The following is a 21,358-nucleotide window of genomic DNA, read 5'->3' on the forward strand; positions in this document are numbered from 1 at the left end:
TCAAACCTCCTCAAAGATCTTTACTAAATGTTTTTTAATATTCTCTGCTACAAGCTCGTAATGCTCTTCTTCATATCTATCTAATATATTGTAAATTTCACTCCTTCTCTCATCTAAGAGAGCTCCATAAGATATATGGAATAACTGTTTGACCTCTGGCTTTTCGAAAAATTCTAAGAGATCTAAATTAGGTTCCTTTGGAAAATCTTCTTTTTTTATGTCTACCTTGTAGGCTTTTTTACTCTCCTCTAAATTTTCTAATGCTATATGATACAATTCCAAGAACAATTCTTTATCAAATTTTGCAATAAGTCTTATTGCCTGTAACCAACTGGTACCTGAAGTCTTAATATGAAAGTTTTTCTCAGTAATTTTAGAAAAATCTTTGTAAATACTGAACTTATCACTTCCAGAATGCAAACTTAATCTATATCCTTCAATCTTCTTAGCAACTATATAATGCTTTCTTAATTCCTCAGCAAATTTATTAATATCTCCTTTATAATCTAAAGCCTTCTGGAATTCCCCAGGAAACTTAGGAGCTAAACTCCAAAAGTCTATACCTCTCTCATGAAGATACTCTGCCACAAACAAATGGTCCTCTAAGGTTGTATCTCTCTCCCCTTCATCAATAGATACCTCAAGATTGTAGTCTTTAAGATTATCCTCAAGAATAGCATAAACCTTCTCAATAAACTTGAGTCCATTTTCATAGGTAATTGCAGATTCAATTAGCCTATCTTCATTAAATTCATATTCAAAATCTTTTTCCTTTAGTTTCTTCCCTGCATACTTATTAATAATTTTTTTCCCAAAATCCGAAATATTTCTTACTCTATCATAAATATCCCCTTTATCTAAAGAAGATATTTTTACGAGAAAATCACTAATATCTATGGTATACATTGTATAGCCTGCCTCTATAGCGGATTTTAAATATTCCTCATCCTTTATATGATCCGCATCTGCCCCAAAATTTCCATTATATCCAGACTCTAAGAATCCTAAAACACCTTTTAACAATACATCCTTAAAATCTCTATGAGTTTTTATAAGTTCCCTTGGGGACTGCTGAATAATCACAGGAAAAACCTCATAATCTTTAAGTACCCTAAGGTGAGCTGAGGAAACAAGCCCTAATCTATCTCCTGTACCAAAGGATGTTTTCTTATCACAAACAGTGGGACTTAGATTATAAACCTTTTTTAGTTTTAAATAATTTTCAAAAGTTAACGGGTAAAAATTTATATAGATCTTTTGAGGTCCATAGTATAAATCCTGAGAGTAATAAGGGAAAGAAAGTAAAAGTGATTGACCATTTACTAATCCTATTTTTTTCTCTTTATCCTTTTTACCAACAAATAAATATTTATCTTCAGAAAATTTTCTAAAGGAACCAGGATATATTTTCCAACCATATGAAGATAAGAACTTTTCAATATCATTTATCATATTCCTACCTCCATTAATTTTTAAGCTCACAAAAAAAATAATCTTTTATAAAGTTTATCATAGTTTAAAATTAATCTCAACTTAATAATGGTGTATAATATGAAAAAAGGAATTTGGAGGTGTAAAATTATGAAAAGGTATTTATTTTTGTCTCTTATTATCATCATGGTATTAGGGCTTGTTTATGCTCAAACCTCAACCCAAACCCAAACAAATCAAAAGACAAGACCAGCCACCATATTTGTTCTACATATAGAATCCTTCAGTAAAGTCTATAAATCAAACTTCGAGAAAAACGTCAAAGCCTTTGATGAAACTTTTAAATTCGGATCTTGTGTATACCATCCTATAACTGGACTTGTTATATCCTGCTATACACAATCCCATAAGGACGGGCTCCCTTATCCCACCCTGGCAAATAGGGTATTAAAAGAGCTTTTGCCTATCTTGAATGATATCACCCTCCCTCCAAAGACCATGATAAACATTATAGTAATGGTAGAAGATAAAAAGGATCCCTTCAATGGTAAAACCCTATTCATAGGCTTCCCTTACTCTGCATTAAAAGATTACATGAGCAAAAAGGATCAAGATGCTTTTGCAAAACAAATGGTAGTTGCTTTAGAAACAGAAAAACTAAATTATAATAAAGGCACTTTTGTATCTACCAAGTATGATTGGGAATGGATATTAAAATTATGAGGTGATAGTATGAAGGAGTTAAAACACAACTTTATATACCTTTTACATCCATTACCAGCCTTTTTAATAACAAGTATTAGTAAAATTGGAAGACCTAATGTAACGACAGTATCTTGGCTTGTTCCCTTTAGCATTAATCCACCTTTAGTAGTCATGAGTCTGAGACCTGAAAGATTTACTCTTCAATTAATTAAAGAAACGGGAGAATTTGCTATCAATATACCCTCCTATGAGCTTTCTAAAGCTACATTAATATGTGGGAGATATTCAGGTAGGGATCATGAAAAGTTTAAATTAGCTAATCTTACCCCTATAAGTGCAAAAAAGATAAAAGCTCCTGTCATTAAGGAATGCCCTGCCCATATAGAGTGCACTTTAGAAGATATAAAAGATCTGAAAGGAGATCATGTATTAGTAATAGGTAAAGTAGTTTATAGCGAAGTAGAAGAGGATAAGTTTGATAGGATCTACAATTTAGAAAACTTTAGCCCATCTATGTATTTAGGACAGGATACCTATACTATGTGTAAGGGAATGGAGAGGATAGAGATTAAAATGGGGTAAGGGTAAGATTAGAAAGAGTAACAAAAACTTTTAAAAGAGAGTTTGAATTCACTCTTTTTAAAAGAGAAAAAAAGCAAAAGCTTCTTGAAGATCTTCCTATAGAGGAAGAGGGAAGAATTTATGCATTAAGAGATGTAGACCTCATAATTCCAGAAGGTAAAACTTTATCAGTTATAGGACCTACTGGCTGTGGAAAAACCACACTTCTCAAGGTAATAGCAGGTCTTGAAAAGCCTGATTATGGAAATATTTATTTCAATGAAAAAATAGTTAATGACTTGCCCCCAAAGGATAGAGGCATAGGCATGGTTTTTCAAGATTATGCTCTATATCCTCATTATGAGGCGAGAGGTAATTTAGCTTTTTATTTTTGGATTAGAAAGAGACCTAAAGAGGAGATCGATGAAAGAATAAAAGAGACTGCAAAGATCCTTGGTGTAGGTTTTGAAGATCTACTTCCTCGAAAACCTCGTACATTGTCAGGAGGAGAAAAGCAAAGAGTTGCAATTGGAAGATGTATAGTTAGGAATCCTACCATAATGCTTATGGATGAGCCCCTATCAAATTTGGATGCCAAGCTAAGAGTTATTACAAGAGCAGAGATTAAAAAACTTTTGGTTAGATTTGAGGTAACTACCGTTTACGTGACCCACGATCAGAAAGAAGCCTTTGCCCTTGGAGATCTGGTAGCAGTTATGCATGAAGGAAGAATACTACAAGTGGGAACCTACGAGGATCTTACCGAAGATCCAAAACATGCTTTCGTTGCAAGCTTTGTGGGAGATCCTCCTATGAATATTTTTAGAAGTAAAGTGATAGACAGAAAAATTATTTTTGAAAACATAGAGATTCCTATAAATTTTGATTTTAATAAAAAGGAAATTATATGGGGATTTTCACCGTCTAAGGTAAAGATAAATGATAGAGGGGAAGGATTAATAGGAGAATTATATTTTATTGAGAACTTGCCGTCTGATAAATTTCAAACATTACATATAGACGTTGCAAAAAAAACCATAAAGATTAAAATACCAAAGGAAGACTATAGATTTAGAGTAGGAGAAAAGATATATTTAGAGCTTCCTGAAAAGCTCTACTTTTTTGATCCTGATACTGAAGAAAGAATATATTAATTGAGGAGGGAAATTTATGAAAAAGAAAGTATTGCTTTTAATTTTAGGGATAATTTTATTTATAATGCCCATATTTTCCTGGTCTGCCCATGCTGAGATGACCCAGATAATTTTGGAGAATTTTCCTTGGCTTGATAAATACAATAATATACCTGTAACACCCTATACTTATAACGATCCTTCTCCTTATAATCCCAATTATGTAATTCCATATAGAGGAGAGAAAATTGGAGAAAAAATCTCTGCAAAAACTATAATTACAAGATATGTAACAGAACCTGATAATGGCATGGATGAAAACCTTAATCTTAGTTCTATGCAAAAACTTATGGGAGGAAGCTCTGGTTGGAGACATATGTATTTTATAACCTTTCAGGGGGCATTAAAGCTTGGTGAAGCACCAAAAAGGATCATACATTTTTGGAACTTAGCAAGAGAGGCTTTTCAAAAAGGAGATTATTATTGGGGATTCAGGTTCTTTGCTTATAGTCTTCACTACCTTCAAGATTTATCAATGCCCTTTCATGCCTATCCCATGCCTTTAGAAAATGTAGTTTTTGGAATATTTAATCTTGACAAACTCATAATGCAGGGAGAAAACCACCATTATACCTTAGAAGATTACCAAGAGTATCAAATAAAATCAGGAAATCCAAAGTATATAAAGGTGCTTAAAGAGGCAAAACCCTTGGAGATTACAAATCCTGAAGAGGCAGGTGTAAAAGCGGCATGGCTTTCTCGAAGATTTATGGGCAAACTCTGGGATCTACAAATAAAGTATTATGGAGATGATATTAACAAGGTTAAAAACTTTAAGGCAGATCCTAAATTTTTTAAGGATTATGTATCACCAATAAGGGATGAATATGATAGCGTCATTTTGCAAGCCTTAGAACTTTGTGCAGGATGGACAAAAGGTTATGTAAATTACTTAGAGAATTTTTTGAATAAGTTGGAGGGAGCTAAATGAAAAAATCAATAATAGGAATTGCAATAATACTTGTTACAATTATTACAGTTTATTTTACAACAGACCTTTTTAAGCCACCTATTGAGGTATACTATTACAAAGCTCAAAGGGAAGATTTACCTATTATCATTTCTGCCTCAGGTTATATATCTTTCAATAATAAAGTAGATATTTATCCTAAATTCTCCTCAACCCTTTTGGATATAAGGGTGAAACAGGGACAAAGAGTCAAAAAAGGGGACATTTTAGCCACTCTTGATACTAAAGAAATAGAGAGCCAAATTAAGAATTTGGAGCTTATGCTGGAGCTTGTAAAAACCCAAGAGCTTCTATCCTCAAGAGGAAACATATTAGGCAATTTCTTAGGTATGCAAACTAATAATAGTAGTAACAATAGTATGTCCTTTGAGAGTATAAGAGGGCTCTTAGAAATTTATTACAACAATTTGAAAGAGATGCTGCAAGAAAAATACCTAAAATCACCCATAGATGGTATAGTTGTTAGTGTAAATGCAGAAAAGGGGCAAAAAGTATCCCCAAATACTTCATCCTCCTCTACAAATTTATTAAATTTGGGAAGTCTTTCCAATTTTTCCTCCCTTTTAGGGATGATAGGAGGATCTACTACAAATAGCATCATGACCATCGTGGACATAAGTTCAATAAACGCAGTGGTAAGAGTTGATGAAACAAATGTTATGAAGATAAAGGAAGGACAAAAAGCTGATGTAAAAGTAGACGCCTTAGGAGATAAGTGGTGGGAAGGCTATGTAAAAAGCGTATCCTTTTCACCATCCATAGGAAAGGATGGAACCTATGCTTATGAGGTAAGGATTGGAGTGCCTACATTAGGTGATAAGGTAAAAGAGGGGATGTCCGTTTCTTGTAATATATATGTGGGGGTAAAGAAAAATGCTTTAGTCATTCCTCTAAGTGCTATTGAGTTTAAGGAAGGAAAAACCTATGCCTATATTATTAATGATAATCATGCCATAGAAAAAGAGGTAACTTTAGGCGATATATTAGGAGATAAGATTGAGGTTTTAAAAGGAATAAAAGAGGGAGACTTTATAATTCTTTCACCTCCCAAAAATCTTAAAAATAAGAGCAAGGTACGGGGGATTACTTATGAAAATAATTGAGGCTTTTAAAAGCGCCTTCTATGTTTTAAGAACAAGTAAATTAAGATCCTTTCTAACCATATTAGGAATTATTATAGGTGTATTTACAGTTATTCTCCTCATATCCATTGGGCAGGGAGCCAAAAATAGGGTCACCCAAGTCATGGAAAATTTAGGTACAAATACTTTAATTATATTCCCTTCCGCTGTAGAAACCCAAGGAGATTTCAATTCTTTCCGTAATTCCTCTCGAGCATCCCGTGGTATCCCCAAGCCCTTTACCTATGACGATCTAAAATATTTAAAACTACTATTCAAAGATGATTTATTAGTCTCTACGTCAGTTAATCTTAGCTTAGATATCAAATATAAATTCGTTGAAATTTCTGGCTCAATTGTTGGAACTGATATGGACGGACTAATAATATCAAGGGAGGGACTTCTTGCAGGAAGATTTTTTACAGACTCTGAAATAGAAGGAAGGGAGAAAGTATGTATCATTGGTCCCAAAATAGCCATAGATATAGCAGGAAGTTTCAAAGACGCCATAGGAAAAGAACTAAATATTGGAGGACAAAACTATAGAGTTATAGGCGTTCTAAAGGAAAAAGGTATCTCCTCTAATATGAACGACTTGGATAGAAGAATAATAATACCTCTAACTTTAGCTTTAACTTTAAGAGGTAGTCAAAACATTAATTTTATAGCAATAGAGGTTAAAAGGGGGGAAGAGCTGGAAAGCTTTAGACAAAGATTAATTTTGATATTAAAGCAGAGAAGAGGAAGAACTAATTTTGTAATTGCTAAACAAGAAGATTTGCTCTCCGCAATGAATGAAATACTAAACATACTAACTTTAACTTTAGCAGGAATTGCTGGAGTTTCCCTCATAGTTGGAGGAATTGGGATAATGAATATAATGCTTGTATCAGTAATGGAGAGAATTAAGGAGATTGGAATAAGAAAGGCAGTTGGGGCAAGGAAAAAAGATATACTAATTCAATTCCTCATAGAGTCGTCTATATTAGGAATTTTAGGAGGACTTATTGGAATCTTCTTAGCCCTTATTGCAGGAAATATTCTAAAAAATTTTGATATTCCTTTCTCTATAAATTTAAATATAATTATCTTAGGATTTCTGTTCTCCTTCTTTGTTGGATTAGTTTTTGGGGTTGTGCCCGCTGTAAGGGCTGGAAATCTTGATCCTATTCAGGCTTTAAGGTCTGAATAGGGAGAGGTGGCCGAGTGGACTAAGGCGCTCGCCTCGAAAGCGAGTAGGCAGGAAACTGCCTCGTGGGTTCGAATCCCACCCTCTCCGCCAAAAAAATAAAATGGGGGAGATTATTTTCTCCCCCATTTTTCAGAATTACTTAGATTCTAATTCTTTTATTCTCGCCTCTAAATCCGCCAAGTATGCCTTTAAGGCGTCCGCCTCTTCTTTTAAAAAATTTAGTTCATCTTCTTTGGAATAGGTGTAAGGATATCTATATCTCCACCAACCCCAAAAACCAGGATACCAGCATCTTGGAAGACCACCTCTACCAATCCCTACATAGGGCCAATCAGGAGACCAACCTCTAAATCCTCTTCCTCTCCATCCAAACATTTTTATTCACCTCCTTTCAAAATACTTTCCTCTATATTCTTCATTATTTTCTCCATTATGTTTAGATCATCCTTTACCTTCATATACCAATCTTTTAGATACTCAATCCCCAATTCAGTAATCATATAAATTCTTCTTGCAGGTCCTGTTCCTCCAGTTTCCCATTCAGACTTTACAAGTCCATTAACTTCCATAAATCTCAGTAATCTATAGATAACTGTATGATGAATCAAGCTTGTATCTATCCCCATCTCCTTTAACTCATCAAGTAAAGAATAACCATGAAGGCTTTTCTTTGCCAAAACAGACAAAATAAGAGCACTCAATAAGCTTTGAGAAGTCAAGACTGTCCATTTACGGCAACCAAATCCTCTTCTCATAATTCCTCCTTTCCTATTTTTTTGTAATGATATTTTACCACATATGTGCAATTTGTCAATATTGATTTTAAAAAAATGTAGGTTTAAAATATTTATGTAAGTTTCTTTCAGAAATAAAAGTTAGGAGGTGGTAAAAAGCTTTCCAATTTAAACTGTTCCTTCCCCTAAAAAAATTTAAAAAATGGAGGGTTTAGTTATGTGGAGGAAGGGCTTAGTAATATTTTCCTTGATTTTACTTCTCCTTGTTTTACCCTCGATTGCACAGTTAAAAGGTAAAATTGAGATTTTCTCCTGGTGGACTGCAGGAGGAGAGGCGGAAGGGCTTCAAGCACTATTTGATATCTTCCATAAAAAATATCCTGATGTAGAGATTATTAATGCGACAGTTGCTGGTGGCGCAGGTGCCAATGCAAAAGCAGTATTAAAAACCAGAATGCTTGGTGGAGATCCTCCAGATACATTCCAAGTTCATGCAGGACATGAGTTAATTGATACATGGGTTAAAACAGGATTTATGGAACCAATCACTTTCATTTATAAACAAGAAGGTTGGACAAAAGTAATGCCTAAGGGAATTCTTGATATAGTATCCTACAATGGTGAGTACTGGTCTGTTCCTGTAAACATCCATAGAGCAAATGTCCTCTGGTACAATAAAAAGATCTTCAATGAAAATAATCTATTACCCCCTAAAACCTTCGATGAGTTCTTCAAAGTAGCAGAAGCATTAAAAGAGAAAGGTATTATTCCTCTTGCCCTTGGAACAAAGGATGGATGGGAAGCTGCCCATGTTTTTGAAACAGTTCTCATAGGAAAATTAGGAGCTGAAGGATATAAAGGGCTTTGGGATGGAAGGACAAAGTGGTCGGACCCAAGAGTAACAGACGCATTAGAAACCTTCAAAAAGATGCTTACTTATGTAAATCCAGACCATTCTGCCCGCACATGGGATGAGGCATGTGCATTACTTGTAGAAGGGAAAGCGGCAATGAATATAATGGGAGATTGGGCTGTAGGGTACTTCCTCGCAAAAGGATTTAATGATTTTGGCTGGTACTCAGCTCCAAACAATGCGGATATATTTGATGCATTATCCGATAGCTTTGGATTACCAAAGGGCGTAAAGAACAGAGAGAATGTAATAGCCTTTTTAAAGATCTTAGGTTCTAAGGAAGGACAAGAAGCATTTAATATTAAGAAGGGATCAATTCCAGCAAGAACTGACGTGGATGCCTCTAAATTCCCTGCTTATCAACAGGCAACAATGAAGTACTGGCAAACTTACAAAATTGTACCAAGTGTAATGCATGGTGCTGCAGCATCTGAAGGATGGGTAACAGAGTTCAAAGATGTAATTTCCCTATTTGTAGTAAGACCTGATGTGAAGACAACCCAAAAAGCTTTAGTAAATATTGCAGTTAAGCAAGGAGTAAAACAATAGTAAAAATAAAAGGGGAGAGGAGAAAATCCTCTCCCCTTCTTTTTTAAGGGGGAATAATATGAAAAAAGTAAACAAAGAGAAGATTGTTCCAATTTTATTCTTATTACCCTCTGTAATTCTTATAGCAATTTTTGTATATGGATTTATTGCGTGGACAGGAGTAGTTTCATTAGTTAATTGGAATAATGTATTTCCTGATTATACCTTTGTAGGACTAAAAAATTATATAGAACTTTTTGGGAATTATAGATTTCAAATATCTATCAAAAATCTTTTTGTTTTCACCATACTATTTATCACATCAAGTTTAATAATTGGTCTTTTTCTTGCCATATTATTAGATAGAAAAATAAAGGGAGAGAATATTTTTAGAAATATCTATCTTTTCCCTATGGCAATTTCTTTTGTAGTGACTGGTGTTGTTTGGAGATGGCTCCTAAATCCTGGGACAGGTGGTGCTGGTGGAAGTGTAGGAATAAATATGTTGCTGGATAAGATTGGACTTTCTTTCTTAAAAAGTGGATGGTATACAGACCCAAGAATTGGAATAAAGGCGGTAGTAATTGCTGCAGTATGGCAAATGTCTGGATATGTTATGGCTATGTATTTGGCAGGTATCAGAGGAATACCTACAGAGCTTTTTGAGGCAGCCCAAGTAGATGGTGCAAGCACCTGGGGAGTATATAGATTTATTGTGCTTCCTCTCCTAAGACCAATTACTCTTGGTGCTATCATCGTATTAGGACATATATCTCTTAAGATCTTTGATTTAGTTTTTGCAATGACTGGGAGTGGGGCAGGTTTTTCTTGTGATGTTCCTGCTTTATTTATGTACGATACCACTTTTAGAGGAAACTACTTCTCCCAAGGGGCAAGTATTGCCATAATCTTATTAATCTCCGTAGCAGTATTAATAATTCCTTATTTGAGATATAGTCTAAGGTCGGAGGTAAAAAGATAATGAAAATTTCAAGACTTTTAATCTATATTGTCCTTATAATCTTTGCTATCTTCTATTTGATGCCAGTTTATGTATTATTGGCTACAAGTTTTAAAAGCTTTGCGGAAGTTAACTTAAGAGATATGTGGAAACTACCAAAAAATCTAAGTTTTGAAAGCTTTATCACTGCATGGAAAGGAAACCCACAAAGAGGATTAAGAGGGCTTTCACAAAACTTTATGAATAGTATATACCTTGTTATACCTGCTACTATAATCTCCGCCCTCTTGGGCTCCATGAATGGTTATGTCCTTACAAAATGGAGATTTAAAGGGGCAGATATAATCTTTCCCATACTTCTCTTCGGTATGTTTATTCCTTATCAAAGCATCCTTATACCACTGGTCCAAGTGCTCCAAAAAACAAAGCTTTATGGCTCTATTCTGGGACTCATTTTTGTCCACTCGGTATATGGAATCCCTATAACTACTCTTATTTTTAGAAACTACTATGCTACCATCCCTTCAGAGATAATAGAAGCGGCGAAGATCGATGGGGCTGGCTTTGCAGGAATCTACAGAAGAATAATATTTCCAGTATCAATGCCGGGTTTTGCAGTAGTTATGATCTGGCAATTTACATCCATTTGGAACGACTTTTTATTTGGACTTGTTGTCGCACCAAATCCATCAGTACAGCCAATAACCGTCGCTTTAAATAATCTTGCAGGAAGTTATTTTGTAGAGTGGAATATACAAATGGCTGGAGCCCTTCTAACCGCTCTTCCCCCGCTACTTGTTTACATCTTTCTTGGTAGATACTTTATGAGAGGGCTTCTTGCAGGCTCCCTCTCAGGAACTTAGTAAGTAAAGGGGGCGAGATTTACTCGCCCCTTACAGATTTTTCCACTTCTTTTATTACTTCCCTTAATGGAATATTATGCTCTTCAGCAATTTTTCTACAATCGTCATATTCAGGTGCAAACTTTTCTATACCACCATATTTTGATAATTTTACTCTAACTTTTCCCCATTTTGTTTCTACCTCTTTTATTTCTCTATCCATCATTCTCTTATTTACATAGTATTTTCTATAACCAATAGTGGTAGTTTCTTTAAAAATTATTTCTGATATAACCTCTTCCTTCCAAGGCTCAATCAAAACTGTTAAAAGTACCCCTGGTCTTCCCTTTTTCATAAATATTGGAGTCATAAACACATCTAAAGCACCATTCTCAAATAATTTTTCCACAAGATAGCCATAAATTTGCGGATTCATATCATCTATATTCACTTCGATAACAAGATTTTTTTCCTCTTTTGGTGCCTCTATTTTTTCACCCAAGAAAACCCTAAGCAAATTTGGAATACTAAAATCTTTCTTTCCTGTGCCATATCCAATTCTTTCTATCTTCATAAGGGGAATATTTCCAAACTCCTTAGCAATAACTGATATTATTCCAGCTCCAGTAGGCGTAACAAGTTCTCCCTCTATATCATTAGAGTAAACAGGGATACCTTTTAATATTTCTAAAGTAGCAGGGGCAGGTACAGGAATTACTCCATGCTGAGCCTTTACAAAACCTCTCCCTAAGGGGAGTGGCGATGAATATACTTCCTTCACTCCTAAAAGCTCTAATGCAATAAAGCTTCCCATTACATCAATTATAGTATCTATAGCTCCTACCTCGTGAAAATGTACTTCCTCTATAGGTTCATTGTGAATTTTTGATTCCGCTATTGCTATCTTCTCAAATACTTTTTTTGAATTTTCCTTAACCCAATCAGAGGTTTCACTTTTCTCAATTATCTCCAAAATATGATGTAAATGTCTATGGGGTTGACTTTCCCGAGTTATAATATCTACATCAGTTCCATATAAAAATCCTTTCCTTTTTTTAGTTATTTTTACTTCATAACCTTCAATAGGAATTTTTCTTAAATGCTCTAACCAGAGATCAGGAGAAACACCTAAGTCAATTAAGGCACCTAAAATCATATCCCCACTTATCCCTGAGAAACAATCAAAATATAATATCTTCATCTTTTTCCCTCCACTAATAGATTTATCATACTGGCTAAATACCCTGCTGAAAAACCATTATCTATGTTTACAACTGCAATTCCAGGCACACAACTATTCAGCATAGTTAAAAGAGCAGAAAGACCATTAAAATTAGCACCATAACCTACACTTGTAGGAACAGCTATAACAGGCTTATCTACAAGCCCTCCCAAAACACTGGGCAATGCACCCTCCATACCTGCAACAGCAACTATTACATTTGCGCTTCTTAACAAACTTATTTTATCTAATAATCTATGAAGACCTGCAATTCCCACATCGTATACCCTTTCCACATTACTTCCCATAATCTCCGCAGTCTCTACAGCCTCCTCAGCCACAGGAAGATCCGCCGTTCCTGCACAGGCAACAATTACTTTTCCTTTTTTAACTATATCTTCCCTCACCACTTTTATGGTTCTTGCCAGTTCATTATACTCTGCATCCTTTATTCTTTCCTTCACATATTGGAAAATTTCTTTGCTTGCCCTTGTAGCTAAAACCCTATTAGACCTTTCCAAAATTCTTTCCATAATCATTGCTACTTGCTCTGGAGTTTTTCCCTGGGAAAATATTACCTCTGAAAAACCCCTTGTAAGACCTCTTTGATGATCAACCTTTGCAAAGCCAAGATCCTCATAGGGCATAACGCTTAACTTTTCAACAACCTCTTCAATTCCTATCTCTCCATCCTTAAACCTTAAAAGCAATTCCTTTAATTTTTCTCTATTCATAGCTTTTCTCCTTTAAAATTTTATTCATACTTCCCATTTTATAACCTTCTAAATCCAAAGTAACATATATATAGCCCAATTTTTTCAATTTCTCAAGAATCTCTTCTCTCCTCTCCAGTATTATATTAAAGCTCTCACTATCCACTTCTATTCTTGCAATACTTCCATGACTTCTTAATCTAACCTGCTTAAACCCTAAACCCCTTAAAAACTCTTCTCCCTCATCAATTCTTTTCAGCTCCTCCATAGTAATAGTCTCACCATATGGAATTCTTGAAGCAAGACAGGCAAAAGACGGTTTATTGTAAGTAGGTAATCCATATTCTAAGGAAAGTTTTCTAATTTCTTCCTTTGTGAATCCCAATTCTAAGAGGGGGCTTTTTACATTAAGCTCTAAGAGAGCTCTTCTTCCAGGTCTATAATCTTTTAAATCATCCGCATTACTTCCATCCAAAACGTATTCTATCCCTTTCTTTTTTGCATATTTAATTATTTCTCTAAACTCCATTTTTTTACAAATATAGCATCTATCTGGAGGATTTTTTATAAACTCCTCATTTTTAAAAATATTCTCCTCTTGTATAATTATATGTCTCACTCCTAATTCCTTTGCCATATTTTTAGCAAATTCTATTTCAGAACGTGGATATAAAGGAGAAACAAGAGTTATAGCTATAACGTTATTATCTAAAACTTCTTTTGATACTTTCAATAAAAAAGTACTATCAACACCCCCAGAATAGGCAACAGCAACCTTCCCAAGATCCCTTATATATTTTTTAAGTCTCTCTAATTTTTCGTATATTTCTTCCATAAATAACCCTCTCTTTCTTTTTTCTAAAAATAATACCAAAAAAATATTAATTTTCAAAATATGTTATAATCAACTAACAAAAATGGAAAAGATAAAAGAAGTCAGAGAAGTATATAAAAAGATTGCTATATTGGGTGTGGGGAATATAGGCTTCTCTTTGTTTTCAGCCTTTAGAAGCTTTTATCTTATCTTTTTTCTAAATAAATTTACTACATCCAAAACCCATATAGGAATTCTTATGTCTATAATCAGTTTTGTTGGAATAGTAATACCCCCAATCATTGGAATAATATCTGATAAAATGCGAAAAATTCTAAGAGGTAGAAAATACTTAATAATTTTTAGCCTATTATTATTTATTCTGGCTCTTCTAAGATTAGAGCATACAAAGGATGTTTATAATCTTTATATTAACCTATTACTCGTTTCTATCTTCTTCTATTCTGCCTTTGCTCCTTTCCAGAGCTTAGTACCTGATCTCATCCCTAAAAATTTTTTCGCAACAGCAACAGGCATAACTAATTTTACATCATATTTTGCTCAAGGACTTTATGTTATTTTAGTCCTTTTATCCCATAGCGAATTTTTAAGATTTCTAATCATCTATATAGGAGTTATTTTATCAGCTCTTTCTCTACTTCTTCTTACGGAGGATCCTCAAAACTTTAAGAAACCTGATATAGACTTTAATTACTTTAAAGGAAAAACATGGATTAAGCTTTTCTCACTACAGTGGTTAATATGGTATGGGATATCTTCTGTTAGTTCCTTCCTTTTACTTTTCTTCAGAGATGCTCTATCCGCCTCACTGAAAGATTATATCTTAGCCTTAGGATTCTTTGGAATAATATCATGGCTATCAACAATTCCTATTGGCTATATTGCGGACAAGCATTCAAAAGGGAAGATTACTGCAATTGGTCTTGGTTTATTTGCCATTAGTAGCTTCTTGTTTTCCCAAAGCAGTAGATTGATCCATATTTACCCTACCTTAATTATTTATGGGATAAGTTCCTCAATTCTCATGATTGTCCCTTATAGCTTACTTCTCAGCTATATACCAAAGGAAAAAGCAGGAAGCTTTGTAGGGATAAACAATCTGGTAATATCTACTGCTCAAGTTGTTTCCTATTTTCTCTCAGGGCTTATTATAGATTATGGCAGTTATCAAGTAAATTTCCTTCAGGGGACTATAGCCTCCGCTTTAGCTCTCCTTATTCTGAAAAGAATTAACAACTCCTCTTAATTCACAGTGCAACCTTTCTCTAAATTCTATTAGCTTATCATCAGGATAAGAAATCTTCTTTCTAAATTCAAAACTTAGAGCATTCTCGGGATTAAACCTTTGTAGATAATAGGGGACATCTCCTATTTCATCTCTAATCAACTTTAAATCCTCCTCCTCCACAATTTCGGGCACCACTGTAGTTCTTACCTCATACTCGATATCTCCTTCTTTTAAAATCTTTAGGGACTCAAGAAGCTTTTTGTAATATCTTTCTCCTTCCTCCTTTTCTAAACCTATAGCCAAATGATATTTCACTCTACTTGTTTTAAAATCAACAGCTACATAGTCAACTAATCTACTCTTTACAATTTCCATAAGCATTTTAGGGTTACTTCCATTTGTATCCAGCTTTATATTTAGTCTTCTTTTTTTCAACTTAAATAGAAAGAGGGGGAGGTCCTCCTGAATGGTTGGCTCTCCCCCTGTTATTACCACTGCATTTATTATTTTTTTCCTCTTTAATAGCTCCTCTATAATAAAATCTTCAGAGTATAATCCCTTTTTTCTTGTAGATATTAGCTCCGGATTATGGCAAAAAGGACATCTAAAATTACACCCCTGAGTGAATATAACAAATGCTACTTTTCCTGGATAATCTATAAGACTAAATCCCAGGTAGCCTGAGATTTTCAATTTTCTTCCTCTCCTTTAACGCAATAACAAATGGCTTCCTAAGACTAAATTCTTCTTGCTTTCCTCTATTCCAACTCTTTACAGGTCTATAATAACCTACAACCCTTGAGTAAATTTCTGTTTCTCTGCCACAATAAGGACATGTTTTCTTTTCTCCCCTTAAATATCCATGTTCTGGGCAAATACTAAAGGTTGGAGTTAGTGTGAAATAAGGAAGTCTGTAATTATGAGAGATAAGTCTAACTGCTTCTTTTACAAGATTAATATCCTCAATTGCCTCTCCAAGATATATATGGAGTACTGTTCCACCGGTATATAGGCTTTGAAGCTCATCCTGGTGCTCCAAAACCTCAAAAGGATCTGCAGAGTAATCCACAGGAAGTTGGGTAGAATTTGTATAGAAAGGCTCATTTTTACCAGAAGTATATATATCTTTGAACTTCATTTTATCTATTCTTGCTAACCTGTAAGAAGTACCTTCCGCCGGAGTTGCCTCTAAATTATACAAATTGTTTGTCTCCTTTTGATACTCCAATAGTTTTTCCCTCATAAACTTCAAAACTTTAATAGCAAACTCTCTTCCTGAAGGAGTCTCAATACCCTCTCCTAAGAAGTTCATACAAGCTTCGTGCATTCCAACAATACCTATTGTAGAGAAGTGATTACCCCAGTACTGCCCCGTTAATTCATAAACTCCTGATAAATAAACCTTAGAATATGGATACAAATCTTTATGTGTTAAATCTTCTATGACTTTTCTCTTAATCTCTAAGCTTTCCTTTGCAAGATCCATAAGATATGAGAGCCTTTCAAAAAACTCTTCTTCACTCTTTGATAAATAGCCAATTCTTGGAAGATTTATAGTTACAACTCCTATAGAACCTGTTAATGGGTTTGCCCCAAAAAGACCTCCTCCTCTATGTTTCAATTCATCTACTGATTTATTGTTGGTTTGTAAAGTAAAACTTAAGGCTCTCTGTCTTACCATAGAATTATCCAATCTAAGCCTGCAACACATGGACCTCACATCAGAAGGATCCATATTGGAATTAACAAAATTGCTAAAATAAGGAGTACCGTATTTAGCTGTCATCTCCCATATTTTTGTTAGAGTACTTTTCTCCCAAGGAAAGTCCTTTGTAATACTGTAAGTAGGAATAGGGAAGGTAAATATTCTTCCATTAGCATCTCCCTCCAGCATAACCTCTGCAAAAGCTTCATTCAACATATCCATTTCTTTTTGAAATTCTCCATACCTTGCTTCTTTCCTTTCCCCTCCTACTATAACCTTTTTATCCTTAAGATCCTGAGGTACTATAAGATCAAAGGAAAGATTTGTGAAGGGAGTATTGCCAGTAATAAAGACTTGTCCATTTCTCTTTGCTATTACCGTTTCATTCTCTGTATGTACAGACCAAATTATTCCATTATAATCTACCTTCCTAATCTCCTCTATAGAGTCTATAGCCTTCCTTGTTAAGGTAACTATAAATTTATCCTTTTCTCTACCTACAGACACGTTAAAACCTGCTAAAACGCCAATAGTAGAAAAACCTTGGGCAAGATTTTCACTATTTACTACAATTTGAACTACATCTTTTCCATCTATCTCATCCATCACAAAACTTTCTATAAAAAGCCCCGCTTGTCTCTTACTTAGTTTATATAAAAAGACTGGAAACTCTTTTTCCTTTATCTTAACTAAAGTGTGGATAGAAGAGCTTCCTTCTCTTACTTGATAAATACCTTCCTCATTTTCTTCTTTATCTTCTCTCAACGCTCTTGCTATTAATTGCAATTTATCATCAGGGATAGGATAATCAAAATTAACATTTTCTCCAAATACTGGAATTAGGAGAGAAGATGAGGTCTCCAAAACCTCTTCAATAGGCTGTAATATAAATTTATCTGAATTATCGAGCTTTCTTACTACTCTATGTCTTGGAGATATAAGCTGATCTTGACTTTCCCCTTTTAGGTTATACATAATACCTTCATAATAACTCCTATGGACATAATCTACTTTCTTTATCTCTATCTGATTCCTTTCTATATTAAAGGTATAGATCAAATCTCCTTCCTTTACCTCATAGTATTTTTTCCAACCATCACAAGTTAGTATCTCTGTGTCTTCACTTAAACATTGAAATCCAGTTCTCGTAGGAATATTTAGATTAAAAACAAATTCTTGTAAGGCTTGCTTAACCTCTTTATAACTGAGCCCATCATAAGCAATAAAGGGAGCCAAAAAGGTATCAAAATTGGAAAAAGCAATGGCTCCTGCTGCCTCTCCTTGGAGGGTAAACATAAAGTTCACAATCTGTCCTAAAGCAGTCCTGAAATGTTTTGCAGGTTTACTTGCAACCTTTCCTTCAACTCCCCCAAAACCTCTTATCAATAAGTCTTCTAAATCCCATCCTACACAATAAACAGAAAGAGAACCAAGATCATGAATATGGAAATCTCCTTCTTGATGTGCCCTTGCTATATCCTTGGGATATATGCTTTCTAACCAATATTTTGCAATTAACGTTGAATATAAATAATAGTTTAAGCCTTGCAAAGAATAGGACATGTTTGAATTTTCATTTACTCTCCAATCACTCCTATCCAAATACTCCCTAATTAAATCATTAAAATCCTTTCCCATAAAAAACCCTCCTCAAAGATTTTTCTCTTTTTCCAATTCTGAAAGAAGCTTAGAAAATTCATCTACAGAGCTAAACTCTTGATAAACTGAAGCAAATCTAATATAGGCTACCACATCCAATTTTCTTAATCTTTCCAACACCATCATACCCAAATCCTTTGATCTAATCTCACTAAGTCCTTGTTTTCTTATCTCTCTTAAGATATCATCTATTATCTCTTCCAACTTTTCATTCTCAATATTCCTTTTTACTGTAGCCCTTTGAAGCCCTAAAAGAAGCTTATTTTTATCAAAAGGCTCTCTTCTTCCATCCTTCTTAATCACTAATATAGGTTTATCTTCGATCCTCTCATAGGTGGTAAACCTCCCCCCACAAACATTGCAAAATCTTCTCCTCCTAACAACTGTTTGATCCTCAATCTCTCTTGTATCTAAGACACTTGTCTCTGGATTACCACAAAAAGGACATCTCATATAAACCTCATTACTACATATAGTGTTACTAAATATTAACATATACTATATATAGAGTCAAAAGGGGATTTGAAAGAGTTTACCTGGTTTTTTACCTAAAATTATTTCTTTTCTTTGTTTTTCTTCAGATTTTGACCAATTGTAAAATCTATCTAAAGGGGGGAAAGAAATTCCCCCCCCCTCTTTTTATCTTTTACTTTCTGCTAAGATTAATTCTAATTCACCACGGTGATTTTCTGGGTCAAAGTAACACTCAAGGATCCTTTCATGAGGAAGTTTTTCTATTCGCTCATTCATTATCTCCATGACCTTAGTATTAATCTCTATTGCTTTCAAAACTGGCATTCTCTCAGGATTTATATCAATTCCAAAATATCCTTGATAACCAACCATTTTCAAAGCATATAAAAGAGCCTCTGTATTATCCCAATCAATTACACCTACATTTAGATCCTGATCGTAGTTTCCCATGGGCTGACTATTCCAATGAGTATGGAAAAGTCTTCCTTCTCTTGCAACCCTCATATAGGCATAAGGCAAATCCTCAAAGCCCATCCTTACATGTCCAACCTCTGGATTTAACCCTACTAATGCATGCCCCTCTTGAAGAATCTTTAAATTCTCTGGATTTTTAAGCTGAGCCTCAATATCTCTGGCAGCAAGAATACCATCTGCAGTAGTTCTATATATATTATTAGGAGCAGGTTCATATGGTTTTGGCTCAATAGCTACCCTAACTCCTGGAACCTGATCCATAGCATAAGCTACTGCAGACTCAAAATTAGACCACATGTGATAATAGAGATGACCATAAGAATAAGTATATCCATCAATTCCTGGCCAAATAACACAAACATCCGCATTTGCCTCTTTAACAATCTTCAAAGTGGATATTAAGGTTTCAATTGCCTTCTGTCTATACTTTTCTATGGGATTGGATAAGGAGCCAAACTCATACATTCTTGAATAAAAGATGTGGGGAGCTACCATTACTAACCTTATTCCTGTTTCCTTTTCCAACTGTTTATATAGATGTAAGTTTTCTTCATTCACTTCATTAGGATAATGGGCTTCTACACCTTTAACTCCATATTTTGCAGTTTCTGCTATCATCTCTAATCTCTGCTTTATATCTTTCGGTTCACCATAAGGCTCGTGAAACCTATTTGCAGATGGAGAAAAATACCAAATACCTACTGAAAATTTCAAATCAAGCTTGAAAGTTTTGAGATGTTTCAAAAGTTCTTCTTTACTCCTTAAAATCTTCTGAGGACGATGGTCTACAAATCCCATTTCAAACTCCTCCTTTTTTTCTATTATTTTATTACAAGTATATCATTAAAACAATCGTTTTATAATATCCTTTTTCTAATAGTTATTACCTAAACAACCAATGAAAAGTTAGAGTGTTTAAAGATAAGAAAAAACCCCCTCCCCAAGGAATTCAACTACTATTTTAAGATTAACTTCTCCACATCACTGTAGATTTTATCTGCCAGTTCCAGCCCCTCTTTTAACATATCTTCACATTTTTTCCCTACTTCTTCTCTAAATTCCTCATCTTTAATACTTTTTAGGTTCACCATTACATTGAGCCATCCACCTTGAAGAGCGGATCTCAAACACAACACAGATACCCCTATATCACTAATGACCTTAAGATTCAACATATTGAAAGTTTTATCTATAAGTCTCAAGGTAGAAATACATTTTTCCATAATATAAACAGGAACCAAAGTAGCTTCTTTTAAAGACTTTTCAATAGCTTCGTTTCTTGCTAATTTTTGCTCCTCTGTTTCCTTAGGCATTTTATATGCTCTCGCCACTCTGCTGAAAGCATTCGTATCTTCCTCTATAAGGGATAAAAAATCCTTATTAAGACTTTCTAATTCTTTTAAAAATTCTTGTAAATGCTCCTCATAATCTTTATATTTATCCTTACCAACCGTTAAATTTGCTACCATCGAGGAAAGAGCAGTGCCAACTGCCCCAAGTAAGGCAGAAGCAGAGCCTCCCCCAGGTGCTGGCTCCTTAGAGGCCAACAACATTATAAACTCTTCTACAGATCTTTGTGCAAGAGGCATAAAACTCCTCCTTCTTTTTTAAACTTATAATAAATCCCATGATTTTTATATTTTAATATTAAACAAACAATCAATCAAGCATTATAACTTCTGACCTGTAATCAGTTTTTGAAAAGAAAAACCTCCCAGGGTTAGAATTAGATTAGAAAGAGATAACATCCAAACCCCGGGAGGTGAAAACTATGGTCATTAATATTCTACCAGATTTTTCTTTAAGAAAAAAGATAAAAGAAATTTTAATTGTGTTAATAATGAGTTTAATAAAAGAGAAAAAACCATCAATTAGAGCTCTTTCTAAAAAAGCTTTA

General features: G+C 34.3%; 20 protein-coding genes, 1 tRNA gene and 2 pseudogenes. 11 read left to right on the top strand and 12 right to left on the bottom strand.

Annotation, left to right across the window (positions count from 1 at the left end):
* Positions 1-1,452, bottom strand: coding sequence for a hypothetical protein (locus CBR30_05765; GenBank protein ID PMQ01507.1), 1,452 nt, complete (start codon positions 1,450-1,452; stop codon positions 1-3).
* Positions 1,453-1,581: 129 nt separating this feature from the next.
* On the opposite strand from CBR30_05765, the gene CBR30_05770 reads away from it, so the two are divergent.
* The 7 genes from CBR30_05770 to CBR30_05800 all read left to right on the top strand — a co-directional run bounded on the left by CBR30_05770 (position 1,582) and on the right by CBR30_05800 (position 7,263).
* Positions 1,582-2,154 carry a hypothetical protein gene (locus CBR30_05770; protein ID PMQ01508.1) on the top strand — a complete coding sequence of 191 codons (573 nt, stop codon included), beginning with the start codon at positions 1,582-1,584 and terminating at the stop codon, positions 2,152-2,154.
* 9 nt (positions 2,155-2,163) lie between these two features.
* On the top strand, positions 2,164-2,718 hold the full coding sequence (locus tag CBR30_05775; GenBank protein ID PMQ01509.1) for a flavin reductase: 555 nt from the start codon (positions 2,164-2,166) through the stop codon (positions 2,716-2,718).
* A 98-nt stretch (positions 2,719-2,816) separates the two neighbouring features.
* The gene (locus tag CBR30_05780) at positions 2,817-3,851 is read left to right on the top strand and encodes a sugar ABC transporter ATP-binding protein (protein ID PMQ01510.1); all 1,035 of its coding nucleotides are present in this window, start codon (positions 2,817-2,819) and stop codon (positions 3,849-3,851) included.
* Between the two features lie 16 nt (positions 3,852-3,867).
* Complete coding sequence (locus CBR30_05785; GenBank protein ID PMQ01511.1) at positions 3,868-4,821, top strand: hypothetical protein; 954 nt, start codon at positions 3,868-3,870, stop codon at positions 4,819-4,821.
* Positions 4,818-5,963 (top strand): RND transporter, encoded by a 1,146-nt coding sequence (locus CBR30_05790; GenBank protein ID PMQ01512.1) that lies wholly within the window; start codon positions 4,818-4,820, stop codon positions 5,961-5,963. The genes CBR30_05785 and CBR30_05790 overlap by 4 nt, the downstream gene beginning before the upstream one ends.
* Positions 5,950-7,173, top strand: a complete 1,224-nt coding sequence (locus tag CBR30_05795) for an ABC transporter permease (protein PMQ01513.1) — start codon at positions 5,950-5,952, stop codon at positions 7,171-7,173. Before CBR30_05790 ends, CBR30_05795 begins: the two co-directional genes overlap by 14 nt.
* Positions 7,174-7,263 (top strand) — tRNA-Ser (locus tag CBR30_05800).
* Between the two features lie 45 nt (positions 7,264-7,308).
* Here the strand turns inward: CBR30_05800 and CBR30_05805 are convergent.
* Positions 7,309-7,548: an rRNA methyltransferase gene (locus CBR30_05805; GenBank protein ID PMQ01514.1), complete on the bottom strand. Its 240-nt coding sequence runs from the start codon at positions 7,546-7,548 to the stop codon at positions 7,309-7,311.
* Positions 7,549-7,550: 2 nt separating this feature from the next.
* Positions 7,551-7,928 carry a hypothetical protein gene (locus tag CBR30_05810; GenBank protein PMQ01515.1) on the bottom strand — a complete coding sequence of 126 codons (378 nt, stop codon included), beginning with the start codon at positions 7,926-7,928 and terminating at the stop codon, positions 7,551-7,553.
* Between the two features lie 196 nt (positions 7,929-8,124).
* Here CBR30_05810 and CBR30_05815 point away from each other — a divergent pair, with 196 nt between their 5' ends.
* From CBR30_05815 to CBR30_05825, 3 genes are read left to right on the top strand one after another with little or no spacing between them, the layout of a single operon-like run.
* Positions 8,125-9,369: an ABC transporter substrate-binding protein gene (locus CBR30_05815; protein PMQ01516.1), complete on the top strand. Its 1,245-nt coding sequence runs from the start codon at positions 8,125-8,127 to the stop codon at positions 9,367-9,369.
* 58 nt (positions 9,370-9,427) lie between these two features.
* The gene (locus CBR30_05820; protein ID PMQ01517.1) at positions 9,428-10,330 is read left to right on the top strand and encodes a sugar ABC transporter permease; all 903 of its coding nucleotides are present in this window, start codon (positions 9,428-9,430) and stop codon (positions 10,328-10,330) included.
* Positions 10,330-11,172, top strand: coding sequence for an ABC transporter permease (locus CBR30_05825; GenBank protein ID PMQ01518.1), 843 nt, complete (start codon positions 10,330-10,332; stop codon positions 11,170-11,172). The genes CBR30_05820 and CBR30_05825 overlap by 1 nt, the downstream gene beginning before the upstream one ends.
* Before the next feature lie 19 nt (positions 11,173-11,191).
* Here CBR30_05825 and CBR30_05830 read toward each other — a convergent pair whose 3' ends face one another.
* From CBR30_05830 to CBR30_05840, 3 genes are read right to left on the bottom strand one after another with little or no spacing between them, the layout of a single operon-like run.
* On the bottom strand, positions 11,192-12,352 hold the full coding sequence (locus tag CBR30_05830; protein PMQ01519.1) for a TIGR00299 family protein: 1,161 nt from the start codon (positions 12,350-12,352) through the stop codon (positions 11,192-11,194).
* Positions 12,349-13,107, bottom strand: a complete 759-nt coding sequence (locus CBR30_05835) for a 1-(5-phosphoribosyl)-5-amino-4-imidazole-carboxylate carboxylase (GenBank protein PMQ01520.1) — start codon at positions 13,105-13,107, stop codon at positions 12,349-12,351. Before CBR30_05835 ends, CBR30_05830 begins: the two co-directional genes overlap by 4 nt.
* Positions 13,100-13,912: a TIGR00268 family protein gene (locus CBR30_05840; GenBank protein PMQ01529.1), complete on the bottom strand. Its 813-nt coding sequence runs from the start codon at positions 13,910-13,912 to the stop codon at positions 13,100-13,102. Before CBR30_05840 ends, CBR30_05835 begins: the two co-directional genes overlap by 8 nt.
* A gap of 91 nt (positions 13,913-14,003) precedes the next feature.
* On the opposite strand from CBR30_05840, the gene CBR30_05845 reads away from it, so the two are divergent.
* Positions 14,004-15,167 (top strand): MFS transporter, encoded by a 1,164-nt coding sequence (locus tag CBR30_05845; GenBank protein ID PMQ01521.1) that lies wholly within the window; start codon positions 14,004-14,006, stop codon positions 15,165-15,167.
* Here the strand turns inward: CBR30_05845 and CBR30_05850 are convergent.
* The 6 genes and pseudogenes from CBR30_05850 to CBR30_05875 all read right to left on the bottom strand — a co-directional run bounded on the left by CBR30_05850 (position 15,126) and on the right by CBR30_05875 (position 21,050).
* Entirely contained in the window at positions 15,126-15,842 is a 717-nt protein-coding gene (locus CBR30_05850) for an anaerobic ribonucleoside-triphosphate reductase activating protein (GenBank protein PMQ01522.1), read from the bottom strand. The two genes, CBR30_05845 and CBR30_05850, sit on opposite strands and share 42 nt — an antisense overlap.
* A pseudogene (locus CBR30_05855) lies at positions 15,814-17,190 on the bottom strand (ribonucleoside triphosphate reductase). The gene CBR30_05850 and the pseudogene CBR30_05855 overlap by 29 nt, the downstream one beginning before the upstream one ends.
* A 687-nt stretch (positions 17,191-17,877) precedes the next feature.
* Positions 17,878-18,492 (bottom strand): annotated as a pseudogene (locus CBR30_05860) (hypothetical protein).
* Between the two features lie 12 nt (positions 18,493-18,504).
* Positions 18,505-18,966: a transcriptional regulator NrdR gene (locus CBR30_05865; protein ID PMQ01523.1), complete on the bottom strand. Its 462-nt coding sequence runs from the start codon at positions 18,964-18,966 to the stop codon at positions 18,505-18,507.
* A 186-nt stretch (positions 18,967-19,152) separates the two neighbouring features.
* Positions 19,153-20,259 (bottom strand): xylose isomerase, encoded by a 1,107-nt coding sequence (locus CBR30_05870; GenBank protein ID PMQ01524.1) that lies wholly within the window; start codon positions 20,257-20,259, stop codon positions 19,153-19,155.
* A gap of 158 nt (positions 20,260-20,417) precedes the next feature.
* Positions 20,418-21,050, bottom strand: coding sequence for a sugar ABC transporter substrate-binding protein (locus tag CBR30_05875; protein PMQ01525.1), 633 nt, complete (start codon positions 21,048-21,050; stop codon positions 20,418-20,420).
* Positions 21,051-21,358: the final 308 nt, after the last annotated feature.

Source organism: Dictyoglomus sp. NZ13-RE01 (assembly GCA_002878375.1).
Classification (GTDB): Bacteria; Dictyoglomota; Dictyoglomia; order Dictyoglomales; family Dictyoglomaceae; genus NZ13-RE01.

Coding starts and splice junctions, on each gene's coding strand:
- CBR30_05865 (PMQ01523.1), bottom strand. CDS start 18,966: ATGAGATGTCCTTTTTGTGGTAATCCAGAGACAAGTGTCTTAGATACA.
- CBR30_05810 (PMQ01515.1), bottom strand. CDS start 7,928: ATGAGAAGAGGATTTGGTTGCCGTAAATGGACAGTCTTGACTTCTCAA.
- CBR30_05875 (PMQ01525.1), bottom strand. CDS start 21,050: ATGCCTCTTGCACAAAGATCTGTAGAAGAGTTTATAATGTTGTTGGCC.
- CBR30_05815 (PMQ01516.1), top strand. CDS start 8,125: ATGTGGAGGAAGGGCTTAGTAATATTTTCCTTGATTTTACTTCTCCTT.
- CBR30_05785 (PMQ01511.1), top strand. CDS start 3,868: ATGAAAAAGAAAGTATTGCTTTTAATTTTAGGGATAATTTTATTTATA.
- CBR30_05805 (PMQ01514.1), bottom strand. CDS start 7,548: ATGTTTGGATGGAGAGGAAGAGGATTTAGAGGTTGGTCTCCTGATTGG.
- CBR30_05765 (PMQ01507.1), bottom strand. CDS start 1,452: ATGATAAATGATATTGAAAAGTTCTTATCTTCATATGGTTGGAAAATA.
- CBR30_05820 (PMQ01517.1), top strand. CDS start 9,428: ATGAAAAAAGTAAACAAAGAGAAGATTGTTCCAATTTTATTCTTATTA.
- CBR30_05830 (PMQ01519.1), bottom strand. CDS start 12,352: ATGAAGATATTATATTTTGATTGTTTCTCAGGGATAAGTGGGGATATG.
- CBR30_05835 (PMQ01520.1), bottom strand. CDS start 13,107: ATGAATAGAGAAAAATTAAAGGAATTGCTTTTAAGGTTTAAGGATGGA.
- CBR30_05845 (PMQ01521.1), top strand. CDS start 14,004: ATGGAAAAGATAAAAGAAGTCAGAGAAGTATATAAAAAGATTGCTATA.
- CBR30_05825 (PMQ01518.1), top strand. CDS start 10,330: ATGAAAATTTCAAGACTTTTAATCTATATTGTCCTTATAATCTTTGCT.
- CBR30_05770 (PMQ01508.1), top strand. CDS start 1,582: ATGAAAAGGTATTTATTTTTGTCTCTTATTATCATCATGGTATTAGGG.
- CBR30_05775 (PMQ01509.1), top strand. CDS start 2,164: ATGAAGGAGTTAAAACACAACTTTATATACCTTTTACATCCATTACCA.
- CBR30_05870 (PMQ01524.1), bottom strand. CDS start 20,259: ATGGGATTTGTAGACCATCGTCCTCAGAAGATTTTAAGGAGTAAAGAA.
- CBR30_05795 (PMQ01513.1), top strand. CDS start 5,950: ATGAAAATAATTGAGGCTTTTAAAAGCGCCTTCTATGTTTTAAGAACA.
- CBR30_05790 (PMQ01512.1), top strand. CDS start 4,818: ATGAAAAAATCAATAATAGGAATTGCAATAATACTTGTTACAATTATT.